The sequence below is a fragment of the Fictibacillus sp. S7 genome, from assembly GCF_004127935.1.
GTDB classification, from domain to species: Bacteria; Bacillota; Bacilli; order Bacillales; family Fictibacillaceae; genus Fictibacillus_C; species Fictibacillus_C enclensis.
In genome coordinates, this window is sequence record NZ_QJKL01000001.1 from 2,447,464 (window position 1) to 2,472,419 (window position 24,956).

Sequence of the window (24,956 nt, forward strand, 5' to 3'; positions counted from 1 at the left end):
TTTTTTATGTGGCAAAAAAGGTTCGCAGGTTTTGATGCAGCGCTTCCTTTCTTTCCCTCAACTGCCGGTGCCGGTGGCCATTGGCACCTGAAGGATGGGGAAAACCAAGCAAGCACTGTGACTCTTCAACCTTTCCTGCCCCGATAAAAACCCGAAGAACGTCTTCTACCGCTTTTCCGAGCGGAATGATCAATGGCCGTTCAAGCGGCAGGATATCTGTTTCTAATGTGTTTCTGGCATAGTTCATTAAAAACGGGCTTTTGTGGATGGGCGGCTGGTGCCCTGTATAGTTTTTGCCGTTTGCGAACACAGGATATTTAATGAGCGAAACGGTATGAAGCAACTGCCGCTCTTCTTCAAAAAGAGCAGCAGCGTCAGTAAAATTAAAAAATGAGGGAAGTCCCAGTTCGTCCAGCATCTCAATCAGATGGGTTCTCATGCTTCCTGAAAACTGGGCAGCTTTTTTAGCCTCAATTAAAATTTCTGCCGTATCCTTCTGTTCTTCAAGAAGCTTTCTCGCTGTCCGGAAGGCGAGTTCCATTTGCACCCACCCGGGAGTAATTCCAATAATCATGATTCTTCCGTTTTCATTCACCGCTTCATTATGCGGAGAGTAATACATTTCAAGGTGACCGCTTTCTTCCATAAGGAACGTAGAAGTCAACAAGTCTTCCTTACTGTATCGCTCTTTTACGGGCAAGGATCGCAGCGCCCTCTGGTAGTGATCAAATAACTTCATTCGCCTCTCCTTTATCCATCAATTGTTTTTACAGTATACCCGTTCTTTCTCTGGTTTTATTTTTACCATTCGTGGAAAAGGAAGGATAGGGATTCTGTTCACAAAATTAAGGAGGTTTGTGATGAACGTTCTATTCGATCTGGTTATTGCCTTACTTATCATTATTGGTATCATGCTTCTGGTTCCTCTTGTCTTCTTCATTTATTTATACATAAAAGACGACCGCCAAAAGCAGCATTCCATCCTTAGGAACTTCCCGGTTCTCGGGAAAGTCAGATACTTCACAGAAAAGATAGGGCCGGAGCTCAGGCAGTATCTGTATAACAACGACAATGAAGGAAAGCCTTTTTCACGCAAGGAATTTCAGGATGTAGTGAAGTCGGGAAAATATAAAGACAGGCTGGTCGGGTTTGGCTCACTGAGGGATTTTGGTGATGAGGGCTTTTACATCCGCAATACCCTATTTCCTAAATTGAAAACCGAACTAAAAGTGGATAATGAGCCCAAGATCAGAACCAGAATTTATGTCGAGGAAGGTGATAACTTATTCTCCCGAAAAGAGCGCAGCGAGGAACGCCTTATTAACCCGGTATTTCTTACGGATGACAATGCCGTGATTCTTGGAGAACATACTTGCAGGCACCCGTTTAAGCTGAAAGGACTGATCGGCCAATCCGGCATGAGCTATGGCGCTCTCGGTGAAAACGCAATTACCGCTTTATCCAAAGGACTGGCCATGGCCGGAGGAACGTGGATGAATACAGGTGAAGGCGGACTGTCCCAATATCACCTTGCAGGCAAAACGGACATTATCTTTCAAATCGGTCCGGGTCTCTTTGGAGTAAGAAATCTAAATGGAGAATTTTCATGGGAAGCGTTTAAGAAAAAAAGTGAAATGGAACAGATAAAAGCGTTTGAGCTCAAGCTTGCACAGGGGGCAAAAACACGCGGCGGCCATGTAGAGGGTGAAAAAGTGACCGAGGAAATCGCAAAAATACGTCTGGTGGAACCAGGAAAAACGATTAACAGCCCCAACCGCTTTAAAGAGTTCGACTCTCCGGCATCCCTTATTCACTTTGTCGAAGAATTAAGAAATGTGTCCGGGAAACCCATTGGCATTAAAATTGTGGTAGGCGACCTGGATGCATTGGAAGAATTAGTGGCCTATATGAAAGAAAGCGGAGAAGGCCCTGATTTTATTACGGTTGATGGCGGTGAAGGCGGAACCGGAGCCACTTTCCAAGAACTGGCCGATACTGTCGGACTGCCGATCCAGTCCGCCCTTCCCATTGTGGATGAAATGCTCAAAGAATACGGCATACGGGACAGGGTCAAGCTCATTGCTTCCGGCAGGTTGATTACCCCTGACAAAATCGCCATTGCGCTGGCTATGGGCGCAGACCTGGTCAACATTGCCCGTGGTTTCATGATCAGCGTGGGCTGCATCATGGCCCAGGTTTGCCATACGAATAACTGCCCTGTCGGGGTGGCAACCACCAACAAAAAGCTGCAGGACGGACTCATCGTCGATGAAAAGCAATACAGGGTCTGCAACTATCTGGTTTCGCTGAGGGAAGGTTTATTTAACCTTGCTGCAGCTGCAGGAATTGACTCCCCGACCAAGTTTGAACGAAAGCATATCGTTCATAAAGATAAGCTCGGCCGTGTGTTCCCGCTGGATGAGATTTTACACGCTGCAAAAAGAACGCAGCATCAAGAACATTAATAGTAAAAAAGGCAGCTCATCGCTGTCTTTTTTTTTTGCAATTGTATCTCCGCCTATTTACAATTCCTTATTATTTGTATAGTATTTAGATAAACATCTAAATACTTTTTCTTCCAGAAAGGAGAGTTGCTGTGAACGAGGTGTTTAAGGCGTTAGCCGATCCCACCCGGCGCCAGATCCTGGATCTTCTCAAAAACAGGGATATGACAGCAGGTGAAATCTCCGATCATTTTCAAATGACAAAACCGACGATCTCCCATCATTTGAACACGCTCAAAAAAACAGAGCTTATCCAGGATGAAAAGCGAGGACAGTATGTTATCTATTCCATCAACACCACCGTGTTCCAAGACGTAATGAATTGGTTTTTTGGTGTCATGCAGAGCAATCCTATTCATAAAGGAGAGAATGAAAAATGAAAAAACATGTCTTTCCCATTTTAATCATTCTTGCTGCAGCAGCTATTTGGCTCGTATTCTATTCGCAGCTTCCTTCCCAATTGCCCATCCATTGGGGTCCGAACGGCGAGGTCGATGGATATGCCGCCAAGTTTTCAGCCATGGCCATGAGCCTCGGGCTCTTGATTTTTGTTTATCTGAGTCTTTACTCTTTACCGAAAATTGATCCAAAGAGAGAGAACTACAAAAAATTTTCCCGAAGCTATTCCGCCATTAATTATTGCCTGATGGCCCTGTTTTTTGTCATTAATCTCATGATTATTGGTTCAGGACTCGGGTACTCCCCTTCCATGAAACTCATCATGCCCATCATACTCGGCTGTCTGTTTATTATTCTTGGAAACTATATGCAGCAGGTCAAGCAAAACTGGTTCTTTGGCATAAAAACCCCCTGGACCCTTTCGGATGAAGAAGTTTGGAAGAAGACCCACCGGTTCAGTGCCAAGCTCTTTTTCGCAACGGGTATCATTATTATCCTTTCGTTGCTTGCCCCTTCCGAATGGAGAAGCTATTTGATCTTTCCTGTAATCGTCGTTTCGTCTCTTTTGTCTATTGCTTCATCTTACTACTTTTTCAAAAAAAATCAGAACTACACCAATAACCTGTAACATTGCTCACATTCCAAACTTTTTGAATCGCTCCCTTTTGGGTACATTGAATATTGAATTCTTAAAAATGGGAGCGTGCCGTATGAGCATTCGAAAAAAGATATCAGAGCAGTTTGAAAAACCGGAGGGATTGCTTGGCAAGCTTGCCGGTAGAATCATGTCCAATGAAAACAAAGAATTAAACGAAAAAACGATTTCCATGCTAAAGCCCAAAAACGATGACGATCTGCTTGAAGTGGGTTTCGGCCCCGGCGTTGGCATTGAATATGTGTGCAGCACCTACCCTTCCTGCCATGTTGTTGGTTTTGACGTCTCAGAGGAAATGAAAAAACAGGCCGCCGCACGAAATGAGGAGTATATCAATGAAGGACGTGTGCAACTGTTTCACGGTCCCATTGCCTCGGCTGAGAAATCCATGCAGTTTGACGGTGTCTATTCCGTCAACTCGATCCTTATTTGGAAAGATCCCATTGCCGACCTTACAACGATCCAGCAGTTAATGAAGCCCGGAGCACGCATCGCCATAACCCTTCAGCCTCATGAAAAAGGTGCAGATGATGAAACAACAGAAGAAATCAGCAAGATCATTGCATTGTATTTAAAAGAAGCCAACTTTGAACAAATCGCTGAGACCATTTTGGACTTAAAGCCCGTGGATGCGGTGATTGTTACGGCAGTCAATCCAGTCTAAAAAAGTTTTAAAATTTATTGTAAATCATGTTTTAATTCTGGATGAGCGGGAAAACAAACTATGCAACACTATATCAACCATATGGAGGGAATTGTGATGAGTAAGAACAATCGTTCCGAAACATCCAATGAGCCAAGAGATGGACCGAAATAGTGAATGCTTGACAGAAATAAAGTAAAGAAGCAAGAAGAATTAGCCACACCGATTTATGATTCAAAAAGTCAGCTCTATGGTAAGATGCATTACGCATTACTAAGTCATATACTGGAGGGTTTGCAATGGGTAAGAACGTTTACAGTTCCGAGACATGCAATGATCCAAGAGATGGACCTAGTAGTACATGTAAGTGTGTAAGAGCGATTTAGGGAAATGAGCAAAAGCAAGTAAAAGCATTGTACGGATGAAAGACCTGTGCAACTTTTTATGAACATCGAATAAAATACTATTTAGACCCAAATTGGAGTGATTTGTCATGGAGCGGAACGAATAGGTTCCGAGCCTTGCGAAGAACCGAGAGTTGGACCTGGTAGTACTTGTAAGTATGTAAAAGCGATTTAAGCAAATGATTAAAAGGAAGTAAAGCAAGTAAAAGCATTGTACGGATGAAAGACGTGTGCAACTTTTTACGAAAATCGAATAAACACTATTCAGACCCAAATTGAAGTGATTTGTCAAGGAGCTGAATGAATAGGTTCCGAACCTTGCGAAGAACTAAAAGATGGATCTAATGGTGGAAATGTGAAAGAAATGTAAGTTTGTAGGACGAATGAAACGCAAGAAACCACGTACGTTGAAGAAGCATTAAGATTGAAGGAGTCTTGGTCCCAAGGCTCCTTTTTTTATGCCAAAACCCCTTTCCTGTTGAGTTGAAAGGGGTTTTTCTCTTAAAATGATTTTTTCTTCCTCAATCTCCAGCTTCGAATCATAAACAAGCACCCTGCTCGGTGAATCTTCTTTTGCCAGCCTTTCCGCTTCGGCAATCCTCCTTTGGCTTGGTACAGTAAAAGTTTCCCATCTCCCTGCCAAACAAACATTATTTGAAAAATCCTTCTGAAACATTGAGTTTCCCCCGCCAAACGTACTATAATCAAATGGTGAATCGTAACAAACAAGAAAAGGTGCATATAGATGAGTGTATTAGCAGTAAAAGATTTGAGCCACGGTTTTGGTGACCGTGCCATTTTTAATAACGTTTCCTTTCGTCTTTTAAAAGGAGAGCATGTAGGTTTAATTGGAGCAAACGGTGAAGGTAAATCAACCTTCATGAACATTATTACCGGCAAACTTCAGCCAGATGAAGGCAAGGTGGAATGGGCCAGAAAGGTCCGCGTTGGATACCTTGACCAGCATACTGTCCTTGAGCAGGGCATGAGCATTCGTGATGTTCTCAAAAGCGCGTTCCAATATCTGTTTAATGTTGAAGCGGAAATGAACGGCATGTATGAAAAAATGGGAGAAGCGACTCCCGAAGAGCTTGAAAAACTTCTTGAGGATGTCGGTGTTCTTCAGGATACACTGACCAACAATGACTTTTACGTCATTGATGCAAAGGTAGAAGAAATTGCACGCGGTCTTGGTCTTGATGACATTGGTCTCGATCGTGATGTACATGAACTGTCCGGCGGGCAGCGTACGAAAGTCCTTCTTGCCAAGCTATTGCTTGAAAAACCTGAAATTCTCCTTCTGGATGAGCCGACCAACTACCTTGATGAACAGCATATCGAGTGGCTGAAGCGATATCTTCAGGAATATGACAACGCATTTATCCTGATCTCGCATGATATTCCATTTTTAAACAGTGTTATTAATTTAATCTACCATATGGAAAATCAAGAGCTTAACCGCTATGTCGGAGATTACGACAACTTCCAGAACATCCATGCCGCGAAGAAGCAGCAGCTTGAAGCGGCTTACAAGCGACAGCAGCAGGAAATTTCCGAGCTGAAGGATTTTGTTGCGCGAAACAAAGCCCGTGTTTCCACACGTAACATGGCCATGTCCCGCCAAAAGAAGCTGGATAAGATGGACGTTATCGAATTGGCCAAGGAAAAACCGAAACCGGAATTCAACTTTAAGGAAGCGCGAACGTCAGGAAAGCTGATCTTTGAAACGAAAGACCTTGTCATCGGCTATGACGAACCGCTTTCCCGTCCGCTGGATCTCCGCATGGAGCGCGGACAGAAAATCGCGCTCGTTGGGGCAAACGGAATCGGTAAAACCACCTTGCTCAGAAGCATTCTCGGCGAAATCAAGCCGATTTCCGGAACCGTTGAACAGGGTGAATATCTTCATATTGGATATTTTGAACAGGAAATCAAAAGCACCAACAATAATACATGTATCGATGAAGTTTGGAATGAGTTCCCTTCCTTCAATATGCATGAAGTGCGTTCAGCGCTGGCAAAGTGCGGCCTGACCACCAAACACATTGAAAGCAAGGTGCAGGTGCTGAGCGGCGGCGAAAAAGCAAAGGTGCGCCTCTGCAAACTGATCAACAATGAGACCAACCTTCTGGTTCTCGATGAGCCGACCAACCACCTGGATGTGGATGCGAAGGATGAACTCAAACGTGCCTTAAAGGCTTATAAAGGAAGCATCCTTCTCATTTCCCACGAACCGGAATTTTACCGTGAGGTGGTAACCGAAGTTTGGAACTGTGAAGACTGGACAACCAAAGTATTTTAAGCATAGAGAAAAAGGAGCTGTCCTGAAAGTCAGTAAAAATGACTTCTGGAAGCTCCTTTTCATTAGGCAGGATGGGCTTGGGTCATCATCTTCATTGATAAGTTACTTGGAGTGGAGGGTGCGAGACTCCTGCAGGGGAAGCGTGACAGGTGAGACACATAGGCGCTTGCGCCGGTGGGGCTCAGCGCACGCCCTGCGGAAAGCGAGCGACCCGAAACGGAAAGTAACACTTTCAAGAGCTTCAAAGACACTTATTGGACACGCCCTTTTTTTACTTGCCTTTTCTTTATTGAAGAGCTTTGCTTCCGCCAGTTACCGGAAGGATCAGCTCACTTTTTAGCGGGTTCACTGTAATCACTGTCCCTGCCGCTGGCCTGAGGGTGTAGTTATAATCGCTCGACACTAACACCAATCCCAGACGGTGCCCTTTTTGGATCACATAATCATCCGGCTGCATTTCCCATGCAAACGTATATTGCTTGCCGGGCTTTAATGCTTTGGAACGGAAATCAGATTTGAGATTTTGCGGATCCATCCATCCGCGTGTTACAATTTCCGTTTTCTCTGGTCCGTAATCAACCAACAAAGCCGTCAGATTGGCTACGGGGCGGTCAATGCTCGCTGCCAATTTCACTTTCGGAGTACCGCTGATTCTGACATCTTTTCGCAGCTCAGGTGTCAGATACGCCAACCGGTTTAACGAATTTGTTTTCGGGTTCAGAACAAGATCCTCTGACTTTTGTGTCGCATCATCCACAATTTTCTGGCTCAGCTTTTTCCCATGGTCAATCGGCAGCTTGGACAAGACTCCAGAACTAAGATGCAGCGAAACCGGCTTTGTTTTTTCTGCCGGCCAGCTGTTTTCGGTTTGCCACTGCTTGTCTTCCCGCTGAATATCGACTTCAGGTTCCTCCATAATGTCATTCTTCACATCATACAGCCAGTAATCAAACCATTTATTTAGCGTAGGCAGCCATACGTCCCGTCTGAAACTGTACGGGTTGGCATGTGCTCCCTGATGCAGCCAAAGCTTGCGCGGGACATCATTTTCGCCAAGTGCTTTCCACCACTGGGCGAACTGTTTGGTCTTTACATTCCAGTCATTCAACCCATGCACAACAAAAACACTCGCTTTTACCTTGTCCGCATTTTTCACATAGTCACGGTGAGACCAATAATCATTGTAGTCCCCCGTTTTACGGTCCTGGCCTTCAGTCAGTTCATTCATCACATCACGGCAAACCTCAGGATTGGCACGGGTTAAAATCGCTTCAGCCATATTATCCGTGTCTTCCCCCGGATAGCCGCCAGGAGCGATGACCGCACCGTTTCCTCTGTAATAGTCATACCAGGAGCTGATAGCTGCAATCGGAACAATCGTTTTCAGTCCCTCTACCCCAGTTCCGGCTACTGCGTTGGGAAGCGTGCCGTTATACGAAACACCGGTCATCCCGACGTTGCCAGTTGTCCACTCAGCCTTTACTTCTTTTCCATCTTCCGTATACGCCTTGGCTCTTCCGTTCAGCCAGTCGATCACCGCTTTTGTTCCTTCAATTTCCCGCTCATCGCCTGTTGTCGGGCAGCCTTCCGATAAGCCTGTGCCGATGCTCTCTGCCAGCACCACTCCATAACCTCTGGGAACAAAGTAATCATCGTAATAGCCCGGCAGGTTGGCAGCACTGGCTTCTGGCGCCGGTTTACCCTCCCGGTGGCCGTTTCCGCCCTTTTTCGGAACAGCATACAATTCGGTGTTCACATCATAGACCGGTACATCCTTCAAGCCAGCGCGATAGGGGCTCATTTCATAGATCACCGGTACTTTGAGCCCTTCTTCCGTTTCTTTTGGCCGGATGATATCCGCATGCACCCGGTCCAGCTTTCCGTCCCTGTCGCTATCAATCTTTGTTTCTATGAAAACCTTCTCCGTAATTGCGTCATCCAATGAATAAACCGGCTGTGTCATTCCGTTTTTCACCACCGGATGCTGAACGTCCGCCTCTGTGCTATGTACTGTTTTTTGCACATTGGCCCCCATCATGAAGGGCAGAAGTAAAGCTGAACACAAGGTAACCGAAAGCGACTTTCTCACCAATAAATCTCCTCCTTTTTTAAAAAATGACTGACTCTGCTGTATCTTCATCATAACTGAAAAGGAGACGTTAGTTAGCAGGTGTTAAATAAAAATGGATAAAACAGGAATTTGTTACCATTCTATTTTTTCGAGATGCAACCTTTGGCCCAAATAAAAAAGGCTCACAATGGTGAGCCCGCTCCTTATTGCCAGATGACATCCGCGTATTCCGGATGATCGATAAATGGATTTCGGTTATGCTGATAATCATTGTATATCACATCATTGCGGTGGCGTTCCATACTGTCCACCGGATCTTGGTCGTTCCATTGCAGAAGAACTGACATTTTACCGATATAAGGTGCTGATCCATTGTTCACATTGTTATTCATTTCAAGATCCGGCTCACCGGAATCGCCTTCATAGCGGACCGCCATATAAAAAATCATTCGCGCCACATCACCTTTAACCGCATCCCTCGGTTCCCACGAGTCGCTGTCCGAATAGTTTCCCTTTGCTTCGGAATTCTCGGTTCCGCCATTGTCAAAATCAAGATTGCCTCTGGAGCTGTTTACCGATACATCGGTCGCGCGAAGGTGATGAAGATCGGTGCCCGGCCCCATTGCGGTTCCAAAATCACCGTGCGATTTCGCCCAGACATGCTCGCGGTTCCAGTCGTCCACACCGCCTCCGTTGGTTGTTTTGCTTTGCGATCGTCCTGTATATAAAAGGATCACATTGTTTTTGTTGTTCGGATCTTCATCCGTATGGCGGAGTGCATCCCAGACCGCATCATATGAAATCTCTGTGTGATCATCGATAATGTTATGAAGCGCGCTCTTTAACGCCGCTCCTGTTTTTCCTTGTGCACTGTCGTAATAAGAGCCCGTATCGGCGGCTGGCGGCGGATCAGACGGTGTTCCTCCGCCTCCTGTTTCCATCAAGGTAACGTTTTTCACGCCGGGATGGGTAAAGTAAGCCGTTAAATAACCGGTCACCTTTACTTTCGTGCCTTTCAGTCCTGGGTTGCTCTGCAGACCGAACTGGCTTCGATACGAGGATGGCACTTGAACATAAATCATTTTGGATGTCGCTGCTTCTCCGGATGCATCTGCCAGGGCAATGGCATAATCACTTGGATAATTGCTGGTTACAACGGTCGATGCAGCTGTTGGCTGGCCTGTCACGTATCCCTGCACGGTCTTTAGCGTGTTGCTTTGATTGGCTATCGCCTGTGACACCGTATACGGCGATGATGCTGAGCCATCCCCTGCTGCTTTCAATGTTGGAACAAAAGCCAAACTTCCAATGACCATGGTCAAAACAAGTGATAAAAGAAAGACCAGTTTTATACTTTTAACCGGTTGACCTTTCATATCGATACCCTCCCGCATCTTAATTTTATCCATTGGACATACTGACTGAAGTTTTGGTTCCTTGCTGAAAAAGCAGCATCATGTATGATGAATATAGTTTTATCTTAAAAGACTTCTGTTAATTCCATTTTACAAAGTTATAAAACATTCACACAGTTACCAAAGAAGGAATGATTTAAGAGACAAAACCGCACCTTATGGCACGGCGTGAAGAGGAATGTTTGCCATTGATGGGGTTTTGCGGGCAAGTTTATTGGTTTTCCGGGCAAGTTCCAAAAACCACAAAAAAAACCAGGACTAGCATCCTGGCTTTTTTCACGTACGTTTACCGATGATTTTTTCTCCATCCCAGCGCCACTCGCCATGCTGCACAGCTGCACCGCCGAGCCACCATTCGCTCACGGCATAGTCGAAGCGGTCTTCTCGTTCCATCAGAACTTCAATGCCTTCATAGGTCAGCTCCAAAACGGCTTCCTCCGGTTCAGCATCATAGCTCGGCAGCGTACCTTCCGTGAGTCTGAGCAGAGGCTTCAAATGATCGAGGATAGCTGCAAAATGCAAATCGCTGAGCCCGTCGTCTGATCGTTGTGCCGTTACGTTTTGATAGAGCTCTGTAAAGGAGCCTATCCCCTCATGAATCAGCTGAAATATGTGCTCCTCCACTTCATTCAACCCATTTTTCTCCGATGGAAAATAGGTGAGATGCCTCCGCAACGCACGTTTCGTGTAAGGAAGACTGCATTCCCCCTGCAGCAGCCAGTACACCAAGTCCCGCGGGTCATCCGATGCATAGGCATTCCAGCCAAGTTTTGCTTCTTGCATTTGTTTTTCAGTAATCGGGATGCGGTCTGTATGCAGTGCTGTTAGCTGGGAGGCGGTCAGCTGCCCCAATCCGAAAAATGGGTCGATGCCAGGATACGCATCCGCCGTCACCATATATAGATTGGTTAATCCGCGTTCTTTCAAAGATTTCAGCAAATAGAGCAGCATGGTTTGGTCATAACGGTCATGCTCAAACCAGAGCGTGATGTCCGCATCGATAGGAATGGAACGGAGCTCCTGTTCCTGCTGCCGGCACGTATTAAGAAACAGCTCATTGGGCAGGCCAAGCATATTTTCAAAGAATACAGCCCGTTTCTTTAGCAATCTGTCATTCATATCGGGATCAACAGGACCCAAGTCATACATTTCCCTCCAGATGATCATGTCACCTTCAAGATCAGTTAACTTATTTCCAACCATGTCGCCATTGACAATATGAACTTTCATGCCATCCCCCTAATCAAGCTTTGTGGCAGTGAAGCTGCCCAGAATATTAACTTCGTGTCCATAGGTCTGCAGAACAGCAACCGCTTTTTCGATCAATGGATTCTGTACTCCAAAACCAGCCTCCAGGAAAAATTGATAAGCGCCCAGCTTCTTTTTGGTGGGCCTTGATTCGATCCAGGTCAAGTTGATGTTCAGTGCTGAAAAAACGTTCAGAATGGAAGACAGCACCCCGGTATATTCATCGCTCGGAATCACCTGAAGCATCGTTTTCCTTGCATCAGCCGGTGCCTTTTTGTCTTTGGTCACGACCACAAAACGGGTCTGATTTTCATAGCTTTCTTCAATATTCCGGCGTACCTTTACTAAACCAAACAAATCCCCTGCATACGCGGAGGCCACTGCAGCCACATCATTCCGTCCGGCTTCGCGGATCGCCGCCGCTGCAGAAGCTGTGCTGTCAAAGTGCCGCGTTTTCACCTTCAGACTTCGTATGTATTCCCTGCACTGCGCAAGAGCCGGAGGAATCGACCAAACCTCCCGAATATCCTCCTCCTTTGTACCTGGAGTGCCAAGCAAATGAAGAGATACCGGAAGAATGACCTCGCCAGCGATATATAAATCATTTACAAGCAAACTGTCCACGGTCATGTTAATGGTTCCTTCAATCGCATTTTCGATGGGTGCAATGCCCCAATCTGCCAGTCCGTCTCCTACTGCCTCAAGCACTTCAGGCACCGAATCACACATATGCCAGTCTATCTGCCGGTCTTTAAAATAACGATGAGCTGCTTCTTCAGAAAATGTGCCATGAGGCCCCAAATATGCCACTTTCATTGCCAAAACTCCTCTTTTAATGTTTCATATACGGAAACTTTTCTGAGGATTATACCACGTTAGGGAAAGAATAACCATAGGTGTCCGGCGGTTCGTATTAAACAGGGCCTATAGAACCTGCCAGTCGGCATAGGCCTTATCACTCAGCTTCTCTCATTTTATTTTTTATACTTGGTAAATATATCCTGTTTTGCTGATAATTGGACCAAAACCATTTATCAACCAGGAAAACTATGATATAGATTGGATAATCAAATAATTTAACAGGAGGTATTGCATGAAAAAAGTCCTGCGTCCCACTTCTTTCGTTCTGGCTCTTGTTCTTGCAGCCGGCATCTCTGCTCCTGCATCACACACCGAAAAGGCTGCCGCTGCCGAAGCGTCGGATCCCTTCACACCTTACTACGGAAATGGTCCAAGCTATGTCCAGCCGGACAACATTTCGTATCTGTTTCCAAAACCCAGCGAAAGCTTTTCAACTCCCGCCTTTGAAAAAGGAAGGCTTCCCTTTACTTCTCAGGAAGAAATGATGTCGTTCATTAAAAAGTTGGACCGTAACCACAAAAATGTTTCCCTGACAACCATCGGCCGTTCCCTTGAAGGACGAAAGCTGCCGCTGCTCCTCTTCAGCAACGATAATCCCAACAAGATCAAAACCAATAAAAAGAAGCCGCTGATCTGGATTCAGGGACAAATCCACGGCAACGAACCAGCCGCTGGTGAGTCTGTGCTTGTTACCGCCCAAAAGCTCGCACAGGGCAAGATGGGCAATGTTCTCGATAAAGTAAATATTGCGATCATGCCGCGCGTCAATCCCGATGGTTCTTTCTACTTCAAACGGTACATCGCCACCAACCTGGATGCCAACCGCGACTACATGAAGGTTGAATACCCGGAAGTTCAAGCCATACATAAGGCAATAAATGAATTTCAGCCGGATGTTGTGCTTGATACGCACGAGTACACGGTTAATTCAGGGCCACTCAAAAAATTCGGGGAAAGCGGTTCCCTTCCTTCCTACGACCTGTTGATTTCATCTGCGAAGAACCTTAATATTCCGCAAAGCTTAAGAAAAGCGTCTGACAACCTTCTTCTGAAGAATGTCAATAAAGGACTTGATGCAAAAAATCTTTCTCATCATGCTTACTATACGCTTGCAACCGAAGGCAGTGAACTCGTTGCTACGGAAGGAAGCACGGAAACACGAATCGGAAGAAATGCGCTCGGCCTGAAAAATACGATGACCTTTTTAATTGAAACAAGGGGCATCAATATCGGCCGTGCTGATTTTGACCGCCGCGTCTATGCACAGACCATGGCGCAGCAATATTTCATCAAAGTCGCGGCAGGCAATGCGGCCAGGGTAAAGAAGCTGGTCAAAACGGCCCATCAGGACGTCATCTCTAAAGGTAAGAAAGCAAATGATGGGGATAACGTGGTGGTCACCAGCGAAAACAAGCGGGTACGGGATCAGAAGCTGAAGGTCGTGGACCTTGCCACTGCGAAAAAAGCGGACATCCCCATCATCTGGGAGGACTCCACTGATGCGTATCCAACACTTGAAAGAGAACGTCCAACAGCGTATATCATGCCGCCAGCGTACCATGATATTGCCAAAAAGCTTGCCGTTCTCGGCGTGAAGGTTGAAAAGCTGAAAAGACCAGCTTCCCTTTCTGTGGAAAGCTACAAGGTGACTGATAAAGTCATTTCTACCGAGCTTGAAAACGGCCACTACACCAATAAAGTAACAACCGAAGTAAAAGAGCATGTTCATCCGTTCCCGGCCGGAAGCTATGTCTTCAGCATGGCACAGCCAAATGCAAACTTCATCTCGCTGGCTCTTGAACCAGAATCGGTGGACAGCTATGTCACCTTTAACTTTTTGCCGGTTGAAAAAGGAGATGAAATCCCGATCTACCGTTATATGAGCGGGAAAAAATTGAATGTGAAATAAATAAACAAAGCAGCAGTACAGCGGGACGACCCGCTGCGCTGCTGCTTTTCTTTGTTTAGATGACGGTAAAGTGTTTCCACTCGTTTGGCAGAAGCGTCTGATACTGCCTGGTCAAGAAACGGTCGTCCACGAGCACGATGGTGCCATGGTCACTTTCGGATCGGATCAGCCTGCCGCCGGCTTGCAGCACTTTATTGATGCCGGGAAAGACATAGGAATAATTGTAACCATTCTTTCCGCGTGACGAAAAGTAGTCCTTGATGATATTCCGCTCAAGCCCAAGCTGTGGAAGACCCACTCCTATAACAATGACACCATTTAAACGATCACCAACTAGATCGACACCTTCTGAAAAGATGCCGCCCATCACGGCGAATCCGACCATTGTACCGTTCGTGCCTGCTTGAAAAGCTTGTAAAAAGGCTTCCCGCTCATCCTCTGTCATGCCGGGCGACTGCACGATGGACTGCACTGGAGCATCAAGATGTTGAAACTGTTCATAGACATCGTTCATGTATTGATAGGAAGGGAAAAACACAAGAAAGTTTCCTTTATTTTTTCCGGTTACGCTGAAAATCATCTCTGCAATCGGTTCTTTTGTGTTTTCTCTGTCTCTGTATCTGGTTGATAACGGCTGAATATAAACTTCCAGCTGGTCAGGGTCAAAGGGAGAGGGGATCGCCAGCGCATAATCGTCTTCCCGAAAACCGATCATATCCTTGTAATAGTCAATGGGCGTGAAGGTGGCCGAGAAATAGATGCTTGAGCGATATCCCTTGCTCATCTGCTGAAGCAGCACTGACGGGTCCAGACAGAACATCTTGATCTTTACCTCACTTCTCACATACTCCACATAAGTGACATACCGTTCATCATACAGCTTTGAAATGCGGATAAAGCTTTGCGCCGTAAAATACGTATCAAGAAGAAGCTGCTGGCTTTCTCCCTCCTCCCCGCGAAGCAGTTCACTTTCGGCCGCCGCCACAAAGAGTTCAAGGAGTTCAATAAGCGCTTCAGGCAGCTCTTCCTGCACCATGCTTCTTTTCTCACCACATTGTTTTTTCACTGCCAGTGCAAAATCATTAACGCCCTTGGCCGATTTCTGCAGCTCGCTGTTTTTCCCCTTAAATTCTTTGGATACCTGTAGAAACGCAGACTTGAACAGCTCTGCCGAAAACATGGAACGGCCGCGGTCAACAAGATTGTGTGCTTCATCAACAAGCAGGGCACTTTGTTTTTTCTGTTCCTCAAAAAACCGCTTGAGCGAAACCCTGGGATCGAATACATAATTGTAATCGCAGACCACTGCGTCCGCGCCATAGGCAAGATCCAGCGAAAATTCAAATGGACAGAGCCTGTGCTTTAACGCATATTCCTGGATCACACTGCGGTGAATGACCGTTTCATTGGCCAGGATGTCCAAAACAGCACCGTTCACACGGTCATAATAGCCTTCTGCAAAATCACAGTACTCTTTCTGACAGATGGTTTTGTCCTTCAGGCACATTTTTTCCTTGGCGGTCAGTGTGACCGTATGCAAATGAAGCCCCTTTTTTTGCATGAGCATTAGCGCTTCTTCCGCTGCCTCTCTCGTAATTGTTTTGGCCGTGAGATATAAAAAGCGCTGCAGAAGATTTTCTCCGATTGCTTTTACAGCCGGAAACATGGTGGACATTGTTTTTCCAATGCCTGTTGGCGCCTGGGCGAACAGGTTTTTCTCCTCCATAATCGTGGTGTAGACGGCTCCGGCCAGTTTTCGCTGCCCTTCCCGGTAGGTGTCAAACGGGAACGGAAGCTCCTTGATGCTCCGGTCACGTTCCTGGCGGTGATGAACCATCAGCTGCGCATAAGGGACATACTTGTCCACCGTTTCGGTTAAAAAACCCGACAGCTCACTTTGAGTGAACGTCTTTTTAAAGCGTTTCTGTTCCTCTGTTTCCACCTGCATATAGGTGAGCTGCACATCAATCGAATCCAAGTCATGGTCAGATGCATAAATACAGGCATACACCTTGGCCTGTGCCCAATGGACAGGATAGGTATCTTCTTCAATCCATTGCAGATCGTGGGAGGTGGACTTGATTTCATCTACGGTGACATTGCCCTCTGAAAAGAGCAACCCGTCACAGCGGCCTTCGATCACGAATGCAAGCTGATCCCGTACCACCTCAGTCTGGACAAACACTTCTTTTTGATCATTTTCGGCATAGGTTTTTTGTATTTTTTGATGGGCTTTCGTGCCCTCGGTCATCGTGCTCACCGAACGGAAGCGGGAGTCGATACTGCCGCCTCTGTACACATATTCGACCAGTCCCCGAACGGAAACTTTTACAATGTCCGGCATGTTATCACCATTCCATAAGTTCTCTTATGAACAGTTTAACAGAATATATCGATTAATAATTGATATTCACCTTATTGTGGAGCGGAAGTCTGAGGGTAACTTCGGTTCCCTTTCCCGTTTCGCTTTTGAACGAGATTTTTCCCTGCATGGACTCAATGATCTTCACTGAAACCGTGGTTCCGAGCCCTGTCCCTTTCTCTTTTGTGGTATAAAAAAGAGTGCCGATCCGGGACAGCTGCTCTGGTGTCATGCCATTACCGGTATCCGTAATGGAAACAACCGCCCGGTCGCCGGATAAGGAGAGTGCCACGGTAACGGTTCCTCCGCCCGGAGTGGCCTCAATCGCATTTTTTATCACGTTAACGAGTGCCTGTTTCAGCTGGTTCCGGTCAGTAAAAAGGAAGGCTTCTTCCGTCCCTCCCCATTTCAGCTCCACTCCCTGCTTTACCGCCAGGGCATTCAAAAGCATGCATACCTCTGAAAGAATTTGAGATAAAGAGAAATGTTCAAGCTTCTTAAATTCGGGTTTGGCGAAATTCAAATAGTCATTAATAATCACCTCAGCCCTTCCCAGCTCGCTCAGCACAAGGGGAATATAAGAAAAATGATGGTCCTTGTCGTCTTTTTGCATAAGCTGAAGAAATCCTTTCACAACAGTAAGCGGGTTTCTGACTTCATGAGCGATCGAGGCTGCGAGCTCGCCCATGGTGTTCAGCTTTTCGGCCTTCTCAATCTCTTGCTTCATGAGAGTACGTTCAATAATCAATTCATTCAGCCGGGCAGCGGTTCCCACCCCAAGAACGCCAATGATGCCAAAGGGCAGCACACGATAGACTGAATCCACCAGCGTGCTGTTGATTTCACCCGAATAGGCCGTATAGGACAAAAGGATAAAAATTTGCACAACAGTGGGCCATACCCCCACCAGCATGGCGATCTTCACTCGTTTATAAGGATGGTAGTTCCTGAAGGTACTACTAAGTAAAAAAGGAGTCAGGGCAGCCAATACAATTCCTGCCAAAGCAAATAACAAGGCCTCTCCGCCAAGAGCTGTACGACAAACAAGAATGGTTGCCAAAACCATCCCTCCTGAAACTTTACCTCCGTACAAAAAGGCAAGGATTAGCGCTACATAACGCAAATCCCAATACAGACCGCCTTCCTCATGGGCAAAGATCATGCAAAAAGCAGCGCAAATGCTTTGCAGTGCTCCCCAGAGGTAAGGAGACGAAAAAAAATGCTTTTTTTCAAAAAAGAAGCCGTACCCCAAAACCGGGGCAAGAACCATCAACACATGTAAAAGGAGTTTTTCTGTCAGCATCAGCCTGTCTCCTGACGATTTTAGTTATCTTATTTATTACGACAAGAAATGACGTTCCCCTGCCACCTGCCGAAAAAATCGACCTTTTGTGGCAAGTATCCCCAAAAGTAAAAAGGCCGCTCCCCTATCTTGGAGAATCGGCCTTCATTTTTGGTCAGGAAGCTTTTTTCTTACTGTATTTCTTGCCTTTCACCATTTCGTAGATCTGAACGCCGCCTGCTTTGGAAGCAATCTTTAGATCATCTTTCTTTCCTGGATGTATCACATCTTTTTTATCCCAAACATTCTTTAATACAAGCTCATGGCCTTTAGCCAAAGACTTTTGCAGCGTGATTTTTTCGGCACTTCCATTGTTCAGAACAACGAGGAAATGGTCATGTTTGTTGCTTCTTTCATAAACCAGCACTTGGTCATCGGAATACCATTCTTTGATCTTGCCGGTTCGCAGTGCAGGCTCATCGTTTCGCAGCTTGATCAATTGTTTGTAATACTTCTTCAACTCCAGGTTTTGCTTCGCTTTATTCCAAGGCATCGGTTCACGGTAATAACGGTCCTGATATTCGTCGACCGTTGTCTGGTCTTTACTTTGAGACAGACCAACTTCTGTTCCGTAATAAATGATAGGTGCTCCCGGAAGTGTAAACTGTGCCGCTGCTGCTTGCTTCAGCTTGTTTACATCTCCCTTGGACTCGAATAAAAAGCGCGGCATGTCATGGTTATCCAGGAATGTTCCCATCACATACTGAGGGTCATAGGTTGACTGGTTCAAACGGATCGCATCACTGAGCTCTTGCATCGACTGTCCTTTGGCAAATACATCAAGCAGTGCAGTCTGCATCGGGAAGTCAAGCGCACCGTCCAGCTTGCCGGCATACGTGTTGATTTTTTCCCTGCTGTCCCAAACTTCTCCGTAAATAAAGGCATTCGGCTTCAGCTTTTTCACTGTATGCCTGAAGTCCACCCAGAAGCTGTAGCTCGGCCCTTTGGCGTAGTCAAGGCGGAACCCGTCAAAGCCAAGGTCCTTCAGCCAGAACGGCACAACCTTGTTCATCATATAGCTGCGTGTTGCCGGATTATCGTTATTCAGTTCAGGCAGTTCAGTGACACCGTAAAACGTTTTATACTCATTCGGCCAATTGGTAAACGTATACCAGTTATAATACGGGCTTTTGGTTCCATTTTTTACCGCATCCTGGAAAAATGGGTGTTGATTGGATGTATGGTTGGGAACGAGGTCATAAACCACCTTCATCCCGTTTTTATGCGCCTCTTTAATAACTTCCTTCATCACCTTGTTGTCTCCGAAGCGTGGATCGATTTTCAAAAAGTCTGCCGGATGATATCCGTGAAAATACGGGCCCTTGAATACAGGTGAAATCCAGATCGCATTTACACCGAGACTCTTAATATAGCTGATTTTCTCTTTTACCCCCTGGAGGTCTCCGCCCATCCAGTTTTTTAGCTTTTCATCGTACGATAGGTTAGGATCGACTGGCTCGTTGTTCAATGGATTGCCGTCCTTGAAACGGTCGACAAACACATGATAGATGGATGCATCTTTTGCCCATTGAGGAGATTTGAAGTCATCCACATAATAGGCAAATTCTGTTGCATCAGCAGACAGAATGCTGTTGGTGTCTGCAAACTGGGAGCCTGTGCCTTCTGTATCCCACACATCAACCTTGTATTTTACGCGTGTATCATTTTTTTGCTTTGGAATGAATCCAGTCAGCACTGACTTGTACAGTCCATTGCCAAGGCTCACTTTTGAGGTTACATACATTGGCGAAAACCGCCCGTTCGTTGCCAATCCTCGCTTGCCCACAGGCGTTGAACCTTCAGTTGTGTAGTAAATCCCGCCTTTGTTGATGGGGCCGTAATGCTCTACAGTGGTTTTAACAGTCACCTTATCCTTATGGTCCGGGATAGAAGGTTGAAAGTTGAAATCGTGGGTTACGCTTTTAGCAACGGGTACGGCGCTCCAGTCTTTCACTGTATCACTGACCGTTTGGCCAGCCTCAGAAAAGGCTGCCTTTCTTGGCTCACTTTTCACTTCTTTATATTTGGCATCCCCGAGTGCATACAGATAGCTGAACGATTGTCCGGGTTCCCCGGTCAGCTGGATGCTGTAGGTCTTGTCTCCGGTCTTTTTCAGACTGGTGAGCGAGTAGTTGTACTTGTTGAGGCTTGTCCCGATCGTCACATTCGCCCAGTCTGGGGTAGAAGCTGGAACGGTGACATTAAGCGTGACCTTCCCCTTACCTTCTACGAGCTGAATATCTACTTTTCTTTCATCATCCGGATGAAAGACAAACACATAGCTTCCTGTTTGGGGCGGTACGAATTCCAGGTTGCTGCCGTCCATCCATTGATCGTCTCTTACATACTTAAACTCCAGCTTGTTCCCGCCAGTTAACGGGATGGGATTGCTCTTCCATGTTCCATCCTGTTGAAGGGTCAGCGGATTATTGTCAGTTCCCCAATCAAGCGGCGCCAGGCTTCCTCTTACCACGACTTTTTGATAGCTTGCCGCGGCGGCTGTTTGTGGAAGCTGTACCAGTATAATCCCCAAAAGAAGCACCAATGACATCCGAATGCCAAAACTCTTTTTCAACCAAATTCCTCCTTTTATCACTTTGTGCAAACGTTTTCATAAACCTTTAGTAAAAGTTTAGCTGTCTTGACAGAAATATGCAATGAATCTTTTTTACTATTGAATTCAAAATAACAAAATAAAAAACAGGCTTTCGCCTGTTTTTCATTAGGATACTTGCTCCTTGTCCGGTTCCTTGTAGTCCTTTTCCCAGTAGTCTGCATTTTTTATGCCGACTTTAATGGAATTAAAGACAGGATCAAGACCTTGCTTTTTCTGTTGTTCGTAATCTTTTAACGCTTTTAGAGCCGGTTTGGCAAGAATTAATATGGCAATAAGGTTCAGCCATACCATAATCCCGAGACCGGTATCTCCAAGCTTCCACGCGAGTGCTGCTTCCTTAATGGTGCCGTAGAAGGTTGCCGCGAGAATAACCACTTTTAGCAGCGGAATGGCCCACTTGTTTTCCCGGCCACGAATCAGATAAGCAATGTTAGTTTCGGCAATATAGTAATACGCCATAATTGTTGTAAAGGCAAAGAAGAACAACGACACAGCAACAAAGCCGGCTCCAAACCCAGGAATAACCTGCTCAACCGCAGCCTGTGTGAATCCTGGTCCAGGTTCCACCCCTTTTAAATTATCATAAAGGAAGGTTTTGTCCGGTGCCTGTGTGTTGTACATGCCTGTAAACAGAATCATGAATGCTGTCGCGGAACATACAAGAAGAGTATCAATATATACAGAGAATGCCTGAACCAAACCTTGTTTGGCAGGGTGGGAAACCTCAGCGGCAGCCGCCGGATGGGCACCAGTTCCCTGACCCGCTTCATTGGAATAAATTCCGCGTTTTACTCCCCATTGAACCGCCATACCGACGATCCCGCCGAACACGGAATCAGCGGCGAATGCACTTTTGAAAATCAACGCAAACACAGCTGGCAGCTCTGTAATATTAATCGCAACGATAATCAATGAAACAGCGACATAGCCAATGGCCATAAACGGCACTACGTATTGAGCGACATTCGCAATCCGTTTGACTCCGCCAAAAATTATAATTCCTAAAAGAGCAATAATAATAAGACCAGTAATCGATTTATTCATTCCAAACGCATTTTCAATTCCCAGTGCAATAGAGTTCGACTGCACTCCTGGCATGAGAATCGCCATGGCAAGAACGGCCGCCAGGGCAAATAAGACACCATACCATCTCCAGCCTGTCCCCTTTTCAATATAAAAAGCAGGCCCACCGCGGTATTGCCCCTCATGCTTTTCTTTATAAATTTGGGCAAGGGTGGATTCGATAAAGGCAGTGGATGCTCCGATAAAAGCAATCGCCCACATCCAGAACACTGCCCCCGGTCCACCAAACCCGATGGCTGTCGCGGTACCTGCAATATTTCCCGTTCCTACACGGCCAGAAAGCGCAATGGAAAGTGCCTGAAAAGAAGAAACACCAGCATCAGAGCTTTTCCCCTGAAACATCAGCTTGATCATGTCTTTAAAATGCCGCACCTGCAAAAAACGTGTAATGATGGAAAACAGCAGGCCGACACCCAAACAGATGTAAATCATCGGCTGGCTCCACAAAATGTTGTTGTTCAAAAAATCGATAAATCTCTCCAAACTTCATCCCCCTTATATATAGTCTGAATTTTAAACCTATTTTGAATTATATGTTAAGGTCTGTACTATGACAATGTCAGAACAAAATTCTATGCAATAAATGAGACATTTCTACTAGGAAGGTAGTAATTGGAAATCAAAAAACAGTACACCTTGAAATAGTGTCGAGAGGCGTTTTTCCTGCTTCCTGTTCAGCTTTTTTATATTTTCGTTTATTGAGCGTTTCAGCAAGCCCCATGCCCAAAGGCGGAACAGCACTAGCTTCCGCAAACGCGGTGTTCCCCTAAAAGTTTTAAAAAGGATTTTATAAAATTCGGCCGAATCACAGGTAAGAATACGAAAAAAGGACTGAGAGAATGGGTTATATTATGGAGTTGCGCAAACTGGTCGGAAACCGGCCGCTCATCATGACCGGGGCTTGTGTTCTTTTAGTTGATATAAAAGGGGAACTGATGATGCAAAAACGAAAGGACAATGGATGTTGGGGCCTTCCCGGAGGTGCGCTGGAGCCAGGGGAACAGCTTGAGGAAGCAGCAGCAAGAGAGCTGCATGAAGAAACGGGATACAAGGCTGTTGAGCTTGAGATCATGCACTTATTCTCCGGTGAACGCTTTTATTACAGGTATCCTCATGGAGATGAGGTCTATAATGTGATTGCCGCCTATACTTGTACAAAATATGAAGGATTGCCCCGTCTTGATGAAACTGAAGTGGAGGAAATCGCGTTCTTTGGACTTAATGAGCTTCCTGAAAATATTAATCCGACTGATATTCCGGTCATTGAATACTTTGTGGAAAAAAACAGCAAGGATCCGCGCCTTCTGTAATGGAGGTGTAAAGATCCTTGCTGCCTTATAAATAAATGCTGGACGTGCTTTCCTGACTTTTGTCTGTCACTTGTTCTACCACAAAGAGCGCATGCCGGTCCCTTTCACTTTCGGTTTATCTGCTCCTTTACTAGTCCAGGTCTTTAGGAACAGAAATCAACCAGAAAGTTTGTTTTATAACAGGAGGTTGGAGGAATACTAATTTTAAGATGTCCATGGAAGGAAGTGCTCACAAATGGAAGAAGGCAAGGTAAAGAGGCATTGCAGCAACTGTAATCAGGAAACCACGCATGTGGTGCGGGAAGATGCGCTTGAACTGGAATATACATGTACCAACTGTGATCATACAGAAACAGAAGTTAAGACATTCTTTTAATTTACAACAGCCGGCAGCGGATGCCGGCTTTTTGTTTATTTGAGCAGTTTCTTCACCAGTTGCAAACCATTATTGGCGGAAGGGTAACGAAAGGAGAAGTCGAAACGGTTCGTTTGTTTCAATACACTTTTCCGGTGAGAAAATGTATCGAAGCTGGCTTTGCCATGGTAGTTTCCCATCCCGCTTTCCCCGACACCGCCAAACGGAAGATACGGTGTCGCAATGTGCATGAGGGTATCATTGATGCAGCCTCCTCCAAAGGAGATTCTGCTGGTTACCTCGTCTGCTGTATTCTTATTCTGAGTGAATAGGTACAAGGCGAGGGGCTTCGGACGTGAATGGATCAGCTCAATAGCTTCTTCAAGCGAGGTGTATTCCACAACAGGAAAAATCGGGCCGAAAATTTCTTCTGTCATCACAGAGGAATCCAGCTTTACCCTATCAATCAGGGTCGGTGCGATTTTTTGTTTGCTGTCATTTCTCTCTCCGCCATAGATAACCGTTCCTTCCTTCAGGTAGCCTGACAACCGGTTGTAATGCCGTTGATTCACAATTTTTGAGTAAGCGGGACTTTGGATTGGTTCGGGACCATAAAACGCTTGAATTACTTCCTTCATTGCTTCAATAAGGGAAGTTTTAATCTTCGAGTGAACAAGCAAATAATCAGGTGCGATGCAGGTTTGACCCGCATTCATGAACTTTCCGAATACAATCCTTTTTGCCGCAAGCGGAATGTTGGCATCCTCATGGACAATGACCGGACTTTTACCCCCCAGCTCCAGTGTAACGGGTGTCAAATGCCTGGAGGCTGCCTCCATCACTACTTTACCAACCGCTGCACTGCCTGTGAAAAAGATATAATCAAAACGTTCTTCAAGAAGTGCCTGGCTTGTTTGTACACCTCCTCCTATGACAGCGACATACGATGGAGGATAAAGCTCCTGAAGCAGCGTTGAAAGTAAGGCCGATACATTAGGTGTCAGCTCCGAGGGTTTGATAATAGCCGTATTTCCTGCAGCAATAGCGCCCACTAGCGGGGACAGAGCAAGCTGAAACGGATAGTTCCATGGTGCAATTATGAGGACAGTCCCATACGGTTCAGGAATGATGGAACCTTTTGAGCCCACATGAGTTAACGCAGTTTTTACTTTTTTCGGTTTTGCCCAGCCTTTTAGATGCTTGATTGTGAAATTAATCTCTTCATACAGAATGCCAATTTCTGTTGAATAGGATTCAAGCTCTGACTTTCCCAAATCAAGCGCAAGAGCATCAATCACTTCATGATCGCGCTTCTTTATGCCGGCTTTCAGTTTTTTCAGCTGCTCCATCCGGAAAGGCAATAATTTTGTCTCCTGTGTCGCAAAATAGGTTCTTTGGTTTTGAAGAATCCGTTGAATTCCCGCTGCTGACGCCTCTTTCATCAGGCTCACCTCATAACGAATTTGAATGATTATA

General features: G+C 45.8%; 19 protein-coding genes. 8 read left to right on the plus strand and 11 right to left on the minus strand.

Translation table 11 applies throughout. The annotated features are described in order from the left end of the window. Nucleotides 1-4: 4 nt before the first annotated feature. Nucleotides 5-739: a hypothetical protein gene (locus DMO16_RS12645; RefSeq protein ID WP_129477780.1), complete on the minus strand. Its 735-nt coding sequence runs from the start codon at nt 737-739 to the stop codon at nt 5-7. 121 nt (nt 740-860) lie between these two features. Here DMO16_RS12645 and DMO16_RS12650 point away from each other — a divergent pair, with 121 nt between their 5' ends. The 4 genes from DMO16_RS12650 to DMO16_RS12665 all read left to right on the plus strand — a co-directional run bounded on the left by DMO16_RS12650 (nt 861) and on the right by DMO16_RS12665 (nt 4,222). After that, nucleotides 861-2,465, plus strand: a complete 1,605-nt coding sequence (locus DMO16_RS12650; protein WP_129477782.1) for an FMN-binding glutamate synthase family protein — start codon at nt 861-863, stop codon at nt 2,463-2,465. Nucleotides 2,466-2,596: 131 nt separating this feature from the next. Next, nucleotides 2,597-2,884 (plus strand): autorepressor SdpR family transcription factor, encoded by a 288-nt coding sequence (locus DMO16_RS12655; RefSeq protein WP_129477784.1) that lies wholly within the window; start codon nt 2,597-2,599, stop codon nt 2,882-2,884. Continuing rightward, on the plus strand, nt 2,881-3,531 hold the full coding sequence (locus tag DMO16_RS12660; RefSeq protein ID WP_129477786.1) for an SdpI family protein: 651 nt from the start codon (nt 2,881-2,883) through the stop codon (nt 3,529-3,531). Before DMO16_RS12655 ends, DMO16_RS12660 begins: the two co-directional genes overlap by 4 nt. A gap of 82 nt (nt 3,532-3,613) precedes the next feature. After that, nucleotides 3,614-4,222, plus strand: coding sequence for a class I SAM-dependent methyltransferase (locus DMO16_RS12665; RefSeq protein ID WP_164988912.1), 609 nt, complete (start codon nt 3,614-3,616; stop codon nt 4,220-4,222). Nucleotides 4,223-5,023: 801 nt separating this feature from the next. Here the strand turns inward: DMO16_RS12665 and DMO16_RS12670 are convergent. After that, the gene (locus tag DMO16_RS12670) at nt 5,024-5,281 is read right to left on the minus strand and encodes a hypothetical protein (protein ID WP_129477790.1); all 258 of its coding nucleotides are present in this window, start codon (nt 5,279-5,281) and stop codon (nt 5,024-5,026) included. Between the two features lie 69 nt (nt 5,282-5,350). Between DMO16_RS12670 and DMO16_RS12675 the strand changes: the two genes are divergently transcribed. Continuing rightward, nucleotides 5,351-6,907 carry an ABC-F family ATP-binding cassette domain-containing protein gene (locus tag DMO16_RS12675; protein ID WP_129477792.1) on the plus strand — a complete coding sequence of 519 codons (1,557 nt, stop codon included), beginning with the start codon at nt 5,351-5,353 and terminating at the stop codon, nt 6,905-6,907. Between the two features lie 286 nt (nt 6,908-7,193). On the opposite strand, the gene DMO16_RS12680 is transcribed toward DMO16_RS12675, so the two are convergent. From DMO16_RS12680 to pheA, 4 genes are all read right to left on the minus strand, one after another. After that, complete coding sequence (locus tag DMO16_RS12680; RefSeq protein ID WP_425590071.1) at nt 7,194-8,942, minus strand: Xaa-Pro dipeptidyl-peptidase; 1,749 nt, start codon at nt 8,940-8,942, stop codon at nt 7,194-7,196. A gap of 239 nt (nt 8,943-9,181) precedes the next feature. Then, complete coding sequence (locus DMO16_RS12685; RefSeq protein WP_129477796.1) at nt 9,182-10,354, minus strand: endonuclease; 1,173 nt, start codon at nt 10,352-10,354, stop codon at nt 9,182-9,184. A gap of 315 nt (nt 10,355-10,669) precedes the next feature. After that, nucleotides 10,670-11,623: a DUF1835 domain-containing protein gene (locus tag DMO16_RS12690; protein WP_129477798.1), complete on the minus strand. Its 954-nt coding sequence runs from the start codon at nt 11,621-11,623 to the stop codon at nt 10,670-10,672. 9 nt (nt 11,624-11,632) lie between these two features. Next, a complete protein-coding gene (pheA, locus tag DMO16_RS12695; RefSeq protein ID WP_129477800.1) occupies nt 11,633-12,457 on the minus strand; it encodes a prephenate dehydratase in 825 nt (274 codons plus the stop codon). Between the two features lie 277 nt (nt 12,458-12,734). Here pheA and DMO16_RS12700 point away from each other — a divergent pair, with 277 nt between their 5' ends. Continuing rightward, the gene (locus tag DMO16_RS12700; RefSeq protein ID WP_129477802.1) at nt 12,735-14,411 is read left to right on the plus strand and encodes a M14 family metallopeptidase; all 1,677 of its coding nucleotides are present in this window, start codon (nt 12,735-12,737) and stop codon (nt 14,409-14,411) included. A gap of 55 nt (nt 14,412-14,466) precedes the next feature. On the opposite strand, the gene DMO16_RS12705 is transcribed toward DMO16_RS12700, so the two are convergent. The 4 genes from DMO16_RS12705 to DMO16_RS12720 form a co-directional block, all read right to left on the minus strand. Next, a complete protein-coding gene (locus DMO16_RS12705; RefSeq protein WP_129477804.1) occupies nt 14,467-16,755 on the minus strand; it encodes an ATP-dependent DNA helicase in 2,289 nt (762 codons plus the stop codon). Nucleotides 16,756-16,807: 52 nt separating this feature from the next. Continuing rightward, a complete protein-coding gene (locus DMO16_RS12710; protein WP_129477806.1) occupies nt 16,808-18,076 on the minus strand; it encodes a sensor histidine kinase in 1,269 nt (422 codons plus the stop codon). Nucleotides 18,077-18,230: 154 nt separating this feature from the next. Continuing rightward, the gene (locus DMO16_RS12715) at nt 18,231-20,690 is read right to left on the minus strand and encodes an alpha-amylase family glycosyl hydrolase (RefSeq protein ID WP_129477809.1); all 2,460 of its coding nucleotides are present in this window, start codon (nt 20,688-20,690) and stop codon (nt 18,231-18,233) included. Between the two features lie 147 nt (nt 20,691-20,837). Beyond that, entirely contained in the window at nt 20,838-22,247 is a 1,410-nt protein-coding gene (locus DMO16_RS12720) for an alanine/glycine:cation symporter family protein (protein WP_129480388.1), read from the minus strand. A gap of 407 nt (nt 22,248-22,654) precedes the next feature. Between DMO16_RS12720 and DMO16_RS12725 the strand changes: the two genes are divergently transcribed. Beyond that, nucleotides 22,655-23,125: an NUDIX hydrolase gene (locus DMO16_RS12725; protein ID WP_129477811.1), complete on the plus strand. Its 471-nt coding sequence runs from the start codon at nt 22,655-22,657 to the stop codon at nt 23,123-23,125. A gap of 235 nt (nt 23,126-23,360) precedes the next feature. Next, the gene (locus DMO16_RS24315) at nt 23,361-23,501 is read left to right on the plus strand and encodes a hypothetical protein (protein WP_164988913.1); all 141 of its coding nucleotides are present in this window, start codon (nt 23,361-23,363) and stop codon (nt 23,499-23,501) included. 35 nt (nt 23,502-23,536) lie between these two features. Here DMO16_RS24315 and DMO16_RS12730 read toward each other — a convergent pair whose 3' ends face one another. Continuing rightward, nucleotides 23,537-24,922: an aldehyde dehydrogenase gene (locus tag DMO16_RS12730; protein ID WP_129477813.1), complete on the minus strand. Its 1,386-nt coding sequence runs from the start codon at nt 24,920-24,922 to the stop codon at nt 23,537-23,539. Nucleotides 24,923-24,956: the final 34 nt, after the last annotated feature.

Bases quoted from the DNA above. Each gene is read 5' to 3' on its own strand.
- DMO16_RS12645 (WP_129477780.1), bottom strand. From the start codon at position 739: ATGAAGTTATTTGATCACTACCAGAGGGCGCTGCGATCCTTGCCCGTA.
- DMO16_RS12650 (WP_129477782.1), top strand. From the start codon at position 861: ATGAACGTTCTATTCGATCTGGTTATTGCCTTACTTATCATTATTGGT.
- DMO16_RS12660 (WP_129477786.1), top strand. From the start codon at position 2,881: ATGAAAAAACATGTCTTTCCCATTTTAATCATTCTTGCTGCAGCAGCT.
- DMO16_RS12665 (WP_164988912.1), top strand. From the start codon at position 3,614: ATGAGCATTCGAAAAAAGATATCAGAGCAGTTTGAAAAACCGGAGGGA.
- DMO16_RS12670 (WP_129477790.1), bottom strand. From the start codon at position 5,281: ATGTTTCAGAAGGATTTTTCAAATAATGTTTGTTTGGCAGGGAGATGG.
- DMO16_RS12675 (WP_129477792.1), top strand. From the start codon at position 5,351: ATGAGTGTATTAGCAGTAAAAGATTTGAGCCACGGTTTTGGTGACCGT.
- DMO16_RS12680 (WP_425590071.1), bottom strand. From the start codon at position 8,942: ATGGGGGCCAATGTGCAAAAAACAGTACATAGCACAGAGGCGGACGTT.
- DMO16_RS12685 (WP_129477796.1), bottom strand. From the start codon at position 10,354: ATGAAAGGTCAACCGGTTAAAAGTATAAAACTGGTCTTTCTTTTATCA.
- DMO16_RS12690 (WP_129477798.1), bottom strand. From the start codon at position 11,623: ATGAAAGTTCATATTGTCAATGGCGACATGGTTGGAAATAAGTTAACT.
- pheA (WP_129477800.1), bottom strand. From the start codon at position 12,457: ATGAAAGTGGCATATTTGGGGCCTCATGGCACATTTTCTGAAGAAGCA.
- DMO16_RS12700 (WP_129477802.1), top strand. From the start codon at position 12,735: ATGAAAAAAGTCCTGCGTCCCACTTCTTTCGTTCTGGCTCTTGTTCTT.
- DMO16_RS12705 (WP_129477804.1), bottom strand. From the start codon at position 16,755: ATGCCGGACATTGTAAAAGTTTCCGTTCGGGGACTGGTCGAATATGTG.
- DMO16_RS12710 (WP_129477806.1), bottom strand. From the start codon at position 18,076: ATGCTGACAGAAAAACTCCTTTTACATGTGTTGATGGTTCTTGCCCCG.
- DMO16_RS12720 (WP_129480388.1), bottom strand. From the start codon at position 22,247: ATGATTTACATCTGTTTGGGTGTCGGCCTGCTGTTTTCCATCATTACA.
- DMO16_RS12725 (WP_129477811.1), top strand. From the start codon at position 22,655: ATGGGTTATATTATGGAGTTGCGCAAACTGGTCGGAAACCGGCCGCTC.
- DMO16_RS24315 (WP_164988913.1), top strand. From the start codon at position 23,361: ATGGAAGAAGGCAAGGTAAAGAGGCATTGCAGCAACTGTAATCAGGAA.
- DMO16_RS12730 (WP_129477813.1), bottom strand. From the start codon at position 24,922: ATGAAAGAGGCGTCAGCAGCGGGAATTCAACGGATTCTTCAAAACCAA.